Origin of the sequence: Massilia luteola (genome assembly GCF_034420155.1) — a bacterium.
Lineage (GTDB): Bacteria > Pseudomonadota > Gammaproteobacteria > Burkholderiales > Burkholderiaceae_D > Telluria > Telluria luteola.
Genome location: NZ_JAXOFN010000062.1, coordinates 1 through 7,404 on the forward strand (window position 1 = coordinate 1; position 7,404 = coordinate 7,404).

Here is a 7,404-nt window from a genome sequence, read left to right on the forward strand (position 1 = left end):
TTTCGAACACGTTGCGCGGCTCGCCGCGGCCCGGGAAGCGCGCGAAGCGGGTGCCGCCCGTGCCCACGCCCCAGCTGGGCACGGCCACGGCGAAGCGCTGCGCGAGCGCCGTCAGTTCTTCGATATCCCTGCCGCGGCGTTCCAGCATGCCTTTCAGCGCGTCATAGTCGGCCTGCAGCCGGGGGGCGATCTTGGCGTTGTGGTCGGCCACCAGTCCGGCGTCGATGAGGGTCGTCATTCCTGTCTCCTGTCGTCGGCGGCACCGCGTCCGGCGGTGCCGCTCATCTTGTAAATAGTAACCCAGCCCGCATGGACTGGCGAGCAATCAGCGCGTGAACGCTGCCGCGTTGCCCGCATCGACGTTCAGCACGTTACCGGTGCTCTTGCCCGATTTTTCGCTGGCGAAGAAGTACACCGCTTCCGCGATATCTTCCGGGAACACGCTCTTTTTCAGCATGCTGCGCTTGCGGTAGAACTCTTCGACGTCGTCGGCGCCGATCTTGTTCGACGCGGCGCGTTCTTCCTTCCACTTGCCATCCCAGATGCGCGAACCGCGGATGACGGCGTCCGGATTGACGACGTTGACGCGGATGCCATGCTCGGCGCCTTCCAGCGCGATGCAGCGGGCCAGGTGGATCTCGGCCGCCTTCGCGGTGCAGTAGGCGGCCGCGCCGGCCGATGCCACGAGGCCGTTCTTGCTGCCGACGAAGACGATGCTGCCGCCCAGCTTTTGCTGCTTCATGATCTGGAACGTGTTGCGGCTGACGAGGAAGTAGCCGGTGACGAGGATGTCCTGGTTGCGCTTCCAGACTTCCAGCGAGGTCTCGTCCAACGGCGCGGCCGAGGCGATGCCGGCGTTCGAGACGAGCAGGTCGACGCCGCCGAAGCGCAAGCAGCTCGCCGCCAGGATCGCACCCACCTCGTCCTCGCTCGTGATGTTCGCCTGCACGGTCGCCACGTTGTCCTTGCCGGCGACCTTCACGAGATCCTGGATGGCGCCGTCGAGGGCTTCGGCGTCGATATCGGTCAGCATCACGCATGCGCCTTCCTGCAGCAGCTGGCGCGCAACGGCCTGGCCGATGCCGCCGGCGCCGCCCGTCAGCGATGCGGCCCGCGAGGCTCTTCGGCTTGGGCATGCGCTGCAGCTTCGCTTCTTCCAGCAGCCAGTATTCGATGTCGAACGCTTCCTGCTCCGGCAGGCCGACGTATTCGTCGACGCCGTTCGCGCCGCGCATCACGTTGATCGCGTTGACGTAGAACTCGCCGGCGATGCGCGCGGTGGCCTTGTCCTTCGCGAACGACAGCATGCCCACGCCCGGGATCAGGTAGATGATCGGGTTGGCGTCGCGCACCTTCGGCGACGTCGCGCGCTTGCAGCGCTCGTAGTAGGCCGTGTAATCGGCGCGGTAATCGCTCAGGGCCTGGTCGAGACCGTTCACCAGGCGATCGAAGTCGGGCGCGGTCGGGTCGAAGTCGAGCACGAGGGGACGGATCTTGGTGCGCAGGAAATGGTCCGGGCACGAGGTGCCCAGCGCGGCCAGCGGGGCAAGGTCGGCGCTGCCGACGAATTCCAGCACCGCGTCGGAATCGTCGAAGTGGCCCAGCTTGTATTCGTCCTTGCTGATCTTCCCGCGCAGCAGAGGCATCAGGCGCGACGCAATGGCGGCCCGCTCCTGCGACGGCAACGGCGCAAATTTGCGGCCACCGAACACCGGCTGCCTGACGTTCGCCGCGAGCCAGTCCTCGGCGCGCCTGATGATCGCCACGGTCGTCTCGTAGCACGACCTGGCGGTATCGCCCCAGGTGAACAGGCCATGGCCTTCGAGGATGATGCCCTTCAGCTGCGGCTGTTCCTGCGACAGTTTTTCCAGTTTCAGGCCCAGGTCGTAGCCCGGACGCTGCCACGGCAGCCAGCCCAGTTCACCTTCGAAGATCTTCTCGGTCAGCGCGCGGCTGTTCTTGCAGGCGGCGATCGCGATCACCGAGTCCGGGTGCATGTGGTCGACGTGCTTGCGGTCGATGTAGGCGTGCAGCGGGGTGTCGATCGATGCGGCGCGCGGGTTCAGGTCGAACGTGCAGTGCGGCAGGTAGCCGACCATCTCGTCCTCGAGATCCAGGCCGCGGTAGCGGGCTTTCAGCGCCTGCAGCTTGTCCATGTACAGGGTCGAAAAGCCGTCCAGCTTGATCGAACCCAGGTCGCCGCCCGACCCTTTCACCCACAACACCTCGACCTGCGCGCCGCTGAGCGGATCGGTCATCGCGATCTTGGCCGACGTATTGCCGCCGCCGAAATTCGTGATGCGCAGGTCCGAACCGAGCAGGTTGGAACGGTACAGCAGCAGTTCCGGCTCGCTCAGCGTGGCGGCGTGCTGGTCGTCCCAGCGCGACGCGATCGGTTCCTTGCGCTTCGCCTCATCTGTTACACCCGTCATTGCACCCATCAAAATCTCCATATATCCGTTGTGTGTAGTCGCTCGACGGCGATCCCGTCTCCTTCACCCGCGCCGCGGCGATCCACGGTCACGGCATCCGGGCACAGTAGAATTCAGCGGGCCGAGCAGTGTCAACGCAGAACCGATCAAGATCGTGAGCAAGAGCGATTTAATCATCCGGTTGATCGAAACGCGCATTTGAGCGCCACACCGCGCCCAAATAATCAATTGCTTGATCATTTAACGATTGACGGCGTTGCAACTCCTCTTTACTCTTTTTCCCAGACAACGCGGCCTTCGGCATGACGTTGTTCCGCCGCATCACAAAAACAGACGGCATTAGGAGGAGACAAATGGTGAATCACAAACGCCGCAAGCGTTTGCTGAAACTGCTCGCCGAGCATCAGACGGCGACGGTCCAGCAGCTCGTCGAATGGCTCAACGCGTCACCGGCGACGGTCCGGCGCGACATCAGCTGGCTCGCAGCCCGCAACCTGCTCACCCGCACCCGTGGCGGCGCTGAGAATTTACTGCCGAAGAAACGGCAGTTCCCGCTGTCGAGCGAAACGTTCCAGAACAACATCCAGTGCTATGCGGCGCGCAAGCGGGCCATCGCGCGCCACGCGGCCGGCATGTGCGCGGAGGGCGAAACGATCATCATCAACGGCGGCACGACGACGTTCATGATGGCCGAATTCCTGGCCGACAAACACCTCAAGATCCTGACCAATTCGTTCCTGATGGCCGAGCGCCTGCTCGTATCGAGCGAGAACGAGATCATCGTCCCCGGCGGGAAGGTCTACCGCGAGCAGAACGTGATCCTGTCGCCGTTCGACAACGACATCACCCAGCACCACTACGCCGGCAAGATGTTCATGAGCGTCTACGGCCTGTCGCTGCTCGGGCTGATGGAAGCGGACCCGCTCCTGATCCAGGCCGAGAAGCGCCTGATCAGCCAGGCCGAGGAACTGATCGTGCTGGCCGACAGTTCCAAGTTCGCGCGCAAGGCGGGCCTGATCCTGTGCGGCCTCGATCGCGTCTCGACCGTCATTACCGACACGGGCGTCTCGGAGAAAGCCGTCCAGACGCTCGAACAATACGGCGTCAAGGTCGTCACCGTCGAACCCGACGAAGTGGCGCCGAACGTCGGTGCACCTTTTTTTAACCCGCAGTTCGACCTGCAGTCGGCCGCGCTGTTCCATCTGGACGCGCAGCTCGACCCGCGGCTGGATTCGCAACTGGAGGCAGCGCATTGAAGCCCAAACACCTGTTCGTCGCGCTGGCGGCCGTCGGCATCCTGGCCGGCACCGCCGGCTGCGGCCAGAAGAAGCCCGCAAAGACGCGCATCGCGATGGTCGTGAAAAATCTCGGCAACGGCTTCTTCGACGCGGCCCACACGGGCGCCGACGAAGCGGCCAAGCAGCTCGGGGACGTGGAAGTGATCTATACCGGTCCGACCACGCCCAGCGCCGAAGGCCAGATCGAGATCATCAACTCGCTGATCAGCCAGAAGGTCGACGCCATCGTCATCTCCGCCAACGATCCGAACGCGCTGGTGCCGATCGCGAAGAAGGCGATGCAGCGCGGGATCAAGGTGGTCTCGTTCGACAGCGGCATCGCGCCCGAAGGCCGGCAGATGCAGCTGAACCCGTCGAACGCTGAACTGATCGGCGAAAAGCAGATCCAGATGGCGGCCGACGAAATCAAGGGCGAGGGCGAGATCGCGATCCTGTCCGCGTCGGCGCAGGCGACGAACCAGAACATCTGGATCGACGTGATGAAGAAGGTCCTGCAAAAGCCGGAGTACGCGAAGATCAAGCTGGTGGCCACCGTGTACGGCGACGACCAGTCCGACAAGAGCTACCGCGAGGCGATCGGCCTGCTGCGCAGCCATCCGAACCTCAAGGCGATCATCGCCCCGACGACGGTGGGCATCGTCGCCGCGAGCAAGGCCGTCTCCGACGAGAACCTCGTCGGCAAGGTGTACGTGACGGGCCTCGGCCTGCCGTCCGAGATGGCCGGCCACGTGAAGAGCGGCGCCGTGAAGGAGTTCGCGATCTGGAACCCGATCGACCTGGGTTACGCGGCCACGTACGCGGCCGACCAGTTCGTGAAGGGCAAGGCCGAGGCGAAACCGGGCGCCAGCGTGTCGGTGGGCCGCCTGGGCAGCGTGACGCTCGACGCCAACCGCGAAGCCGCGCTCGGGCCGCCGTACACGTACGACGCGACGAACGTCGACAAGTTCGCGAAGTTGTTCTGAGCCGTACCCCAAGGCCGTCGTTCCCGCGCAGGCGGGAACCCAAGTTTGCCGGCGGATCGCAAGCCGACATTGGATCCCCGCCTGCGCGGGGACGACGGCTCATGCATCGCATCCAGAAACCTGTTCGCTCTAACGTATGCCAGCCACCCAAACCACAAGCCCGCAAACGCACGCCACCCCGGTCCTGCAACTGACCGGCATCAGCAAGCGCTTCAACGGCATCCACGCCCTGAACGGCGTGAACATCACGATCCGCGCCGGCGAATGCATGGCCCTGGTCGGCGAGAACGGCGCCGGCAAGTCCACGCTCGTGAAGACCCTCACCGGCATCTACCGCCCGGACGCCGGCACCATGGCGCTGGACGGCCGTCCCGTGTCGTTCGCGAGCCCGCAGGAAGCGATGGCCGCCGGGATCACGGCCGTGCACCAGGAAACCGTCATGTTCGACGAACTGTCGGTCGCCGAGAATATCTACGTCGGCCGCCAGCCCGTGCGGGCGGGACGCATCGACTGGGCCCGCATCGAGCGCGAGGCCGAAGCCCTGTTCGCGCGCCTGGAAGTCGCGCTGCCCGTGAAGGCGCGCGTGAAAGACCTGTCGGTCGCGCAGCGCCATTTCGTCGAGATCGCGCGCGCCCTCGCCCAGGATGCCCGCGTCGTCATCATGGACGAACCGACGGCCGCGCTGTCGCAGCGCGAGATCCGCGAACTGTATCGCATCATCGAACAACTGAAGGCCGCCGGCACCGCCGTCATCTTCATCTCGCACAAATTCGACGAGATCTTCGAAGTGGCAGACAGCTACACGGTGCTGCGCGACGGCCAGTTCGTGGCCGAGGGCCGCCTGGCCGACATCACCGAACAGGAACTGGTCGCGCTGATGGTCGGGCGCGCCGTGCACCAGGCGTACCCGAAGCTCGAAGCCGAGATCGGCGCACCGCTGCTCGTCGTGCAGAACCTGTCGCATCCCACCGAATTCGACGACGTCAGTTTCACGCTGCGGCGCGGCGAGATCCTCGGCTTCTACGGCCTCGTGGGCGCCGGCCGGTCGGAAGTGATGCAGGCCCTGTTCGGCCTGACGCCGGACGTGCGCGGCGACGTCACGCTGGACGGCAAGCCCGTGACGGCGCGCTCCCCGGCCGACGCGATCCGCCTCGGCATCGCCTACGTGCCGGAAGACCGCCAGCACCATGGCGCGCACCTGACCATGCCGATCCAGCACAACATCACGCTGCCGATCCTGTCGCGCATCGGCTTCTTCCTGCGCGGCCACGGCAAGCAAGAGACCGCGATCGCGCGCCACTTCGCCGAGCAGCTGGAACTGAAGGCCAGCCACCTCACCCAGCACGTGGCCGAACTCTCGGGCGGCAACCAGCAGAAGGTCGTCCTCGGCAAATGGCTCGCCACCGACCCGAAAGTGATCATCCTCGACGAACCGACGAAGGGCATCGACATCGGCTCGAAGGCGGCCGTGCACCGTTTCATCGGCCAGCTCGTGGCGCGCGGCCTGTCGGTGATCCTCGTGTCGTCCGAACTGCCGGAAGTGCTGGGCATGGCCGACCGCATCGTCGTCATGCACCACGGCCGCGTGCAGCGCGAATTCCTGCGCGCCGAGGCGACGCCGGAATCGGTGGTCGCCGCCGCATCGGGCCTGGCCCTGGACAACACGCGCGCAACGGAGGCCGCATGAATCTTCTGAAACAACGCGAACCGCTGCTGGCGGCGATGGTCGTGCTGCTCGTCGTGGCCGTCGGCCTGAAGGAACCTGCATTCCTTTCCGCCGACTCGCTGGCCAACGTCGTCACCGACAGCACGCTGCTCGTGATGCTGGCGCTGACGCAGATGCTCGTCATCGTCACGCGCGGCGTCGACCTGTCGGTCGCGTCGAACCTGGCGCTGTCCGGCATGGTCGCGGCGATGCTCGGCGCCCACTACCCCGGCCTGCCGCTCGCGCTGATCATGCTGGCCGCCGTCGCCGTCGGCCTCGGGCTCGGCCTCGTCAACGGCTGGCTGATCGGCCGGCTGGAACTGCCGCCGATCGTCGTCACGCTCGGCACGATGAGCGTCTACCGCGGCGCCGTGTTCGTGCTGTCGGGCGGCGCATGGGTGTCGGCGCACCAGATGCCGGCCCACTTCATTTCCTTCCCGCTCGACCGCCTCCTGGGCCTGCCGCACCTCGTGTGGATCGCTGCCGCCGCTTTGGCCGCGATGGCCTGGGTGGCCCGCAGCACCCGCTTCGGTCGCGACCTGTACGCCATCGGCAACGCGCCGCAATGCGCGGGCTACATCGGCATCCCCACCCACAAGCGGCTGCTGTGGACGTACGCGCTGTCCGGCGCGGTGGCGGGCCTGTGCGGCTACCTGTGGGTCGCGCGCTATGCCGTCGCCTACACGGAAATCGCCTACGGCTTCGAATTCACCGTGATCGCCGCCTGCGTGATCGGCGGCGTCTCGATCGGCGGCGGCGTCGGCACGGTGCTCGGCGCCACGCTGGGCGCCCTGTTCCTCACCGTGATCGGCAACGCGCTGCCGGTGCTGCAGGTGTCGCCGTTCTGGCAGAGCGCCCTCACGGGCCTCGTCATCCTCGTCGCCGTCCTGATCAACGCCCGCGGCGCCGGCCGCCGCAGCCGCCAGATCCTGCCGCTGCACGGCACCGCCGCCCCAACCCACCGGAGTGCCGCGTGAACCCGACCACCACGATGCAAACTGAAAAAA

The 7,404-nt window shown here is 65.9% G+C and carries 5 protein-coding genes and 2 pseudogenes; 4 read left to right on the plus strand and 3 right to left on the minus strand.

Annotation, left to right across the window (positions count from 1 at the left end; all coding sequences use genetic code 11):
* From U9J41_RS28995 to U9J41_RS29005, 3 genes and pseudogenes are all read right to left on the minus strand, one after another.
* Positions 1 to 238, minus strand: a pseudogene (locus U9J41_RS28995) (sugar isomerase); the annotation flags it as partial.
* 87 nt (positions 239 to 325) lie between these two features.
* A pseudogene (locus U9J41_RS29000) lies at positions 326 to 2,432 on the minus strand (bifunctional rhamnulose-1-phosphate aldolase/short-chain dehydrogenase).
* 169 nt (positions 2,433 to 2,601) lie between these two features.
* Complete coding sequence (locus U9J41_RS29005) at positions 2,602 to 2,736, minus strand: hypothetical protein (RefSeq protein WP_322405670.1); 135 nt, start codon at positions 2,734 to 2,736, stop codon at positions 2,602 to 2,604.
* Between the two features lie 49 nt (positions 2,737 to 2,785).
* On the opposite strand from U9J41_RS29005, the gene U9J41_RS29010 reads away from it, so the two are divergent.
* From U9J41_RS29010 to U9J41_RS29025, 4 genes are all read left to right on the plus strand, one after another.
* The gene (locus U9J41_RS29010) at positions 2,786 to 3,688 is read left to right on the plus strand and encodes a DeoR/GlpR family DNA-binding transcription regulator (RefSeq protein WP_056451083.1); all 903 of its coding nucleotides are present in this window, start codon (positions 2,786 to 2,788) and stop codon (positions 3,686 to 3,688) included.
* Positions 3,685 to 4,692, plus strand: a complete 1,008-nt coding sequence (gene rhaS, locus U9J41_RS29015; protein ID WP_425261308.1) for a rhamnose ABC transporter substrate-binding protein — start codon at positions 3,685 to 3,687, stop codon at positions 4,690 to 4,692. Before U9J41_RS29010 ends, rhaS begins: the two co-directional genes overlap by 4 nt.
* A 136-nt stretch (positions 4,693 to 4,828) precedes the next feature.
* Positions 4,829 to 6,379, plus strand: a complete 1,551-nt coding sequence (locus U9J41_RS29020; RefSeq protein ID WP_322405672.1) for a sugar ABC transporter ATP-binding protein — start codon at positions 4,829 to 4,831, stop codon at positions 6,377 to 6,379.
* The gene (locus tag U9J41_RS29025; RefSeq protein WP_322405673.1) at positions 6,376 to 7,374 is read left to right on the plus strand and encodes an ABC transporter permease; all 999 of its coding nucleotides are present in this window, start codon (positions 6,376 to 6,378) and stop codon (positions 7,372 to 7,374) included. The genes U9J41_RS29020 and U9J41_RS29025 overlap by 4 nt, the downstream gene beginning before the upstream one ends.
* Positions 7,375 to 7,404 lie beyond the last annotated feature (30 nt).

Coding starts and splice junctions, on each gene's coding strand:
- U9J41_RS29005 (WP_322405670.1), bottom strand. CDS start 2,736: ATGCCGAAGGCCGCGTTGTCTGGGAAAAAGAGTAAAGAGGAGTTGCAA.
- U9J41_RS29010 (WP_056451083.1), top strand. CDS start 2,786: ATGGTGAATCACAAACGCCGCAAGCGTTTGCTGAAACTGCTCGCCGAG.
- U9J41_RS29020 (WP_322405672.1), top strand. CDS start 4,829: ATGCCAGCCACCCAAACCACAAGCCCGCAAACGCACGCCACCCCGGTC.
- U9J41_RS29025 (WP_322405673.1), top strand. CDS start 6,376: ATGAATCTTCTGAAACAACGCGAACCGCTGCTGGCGGCGATGGTCGTG.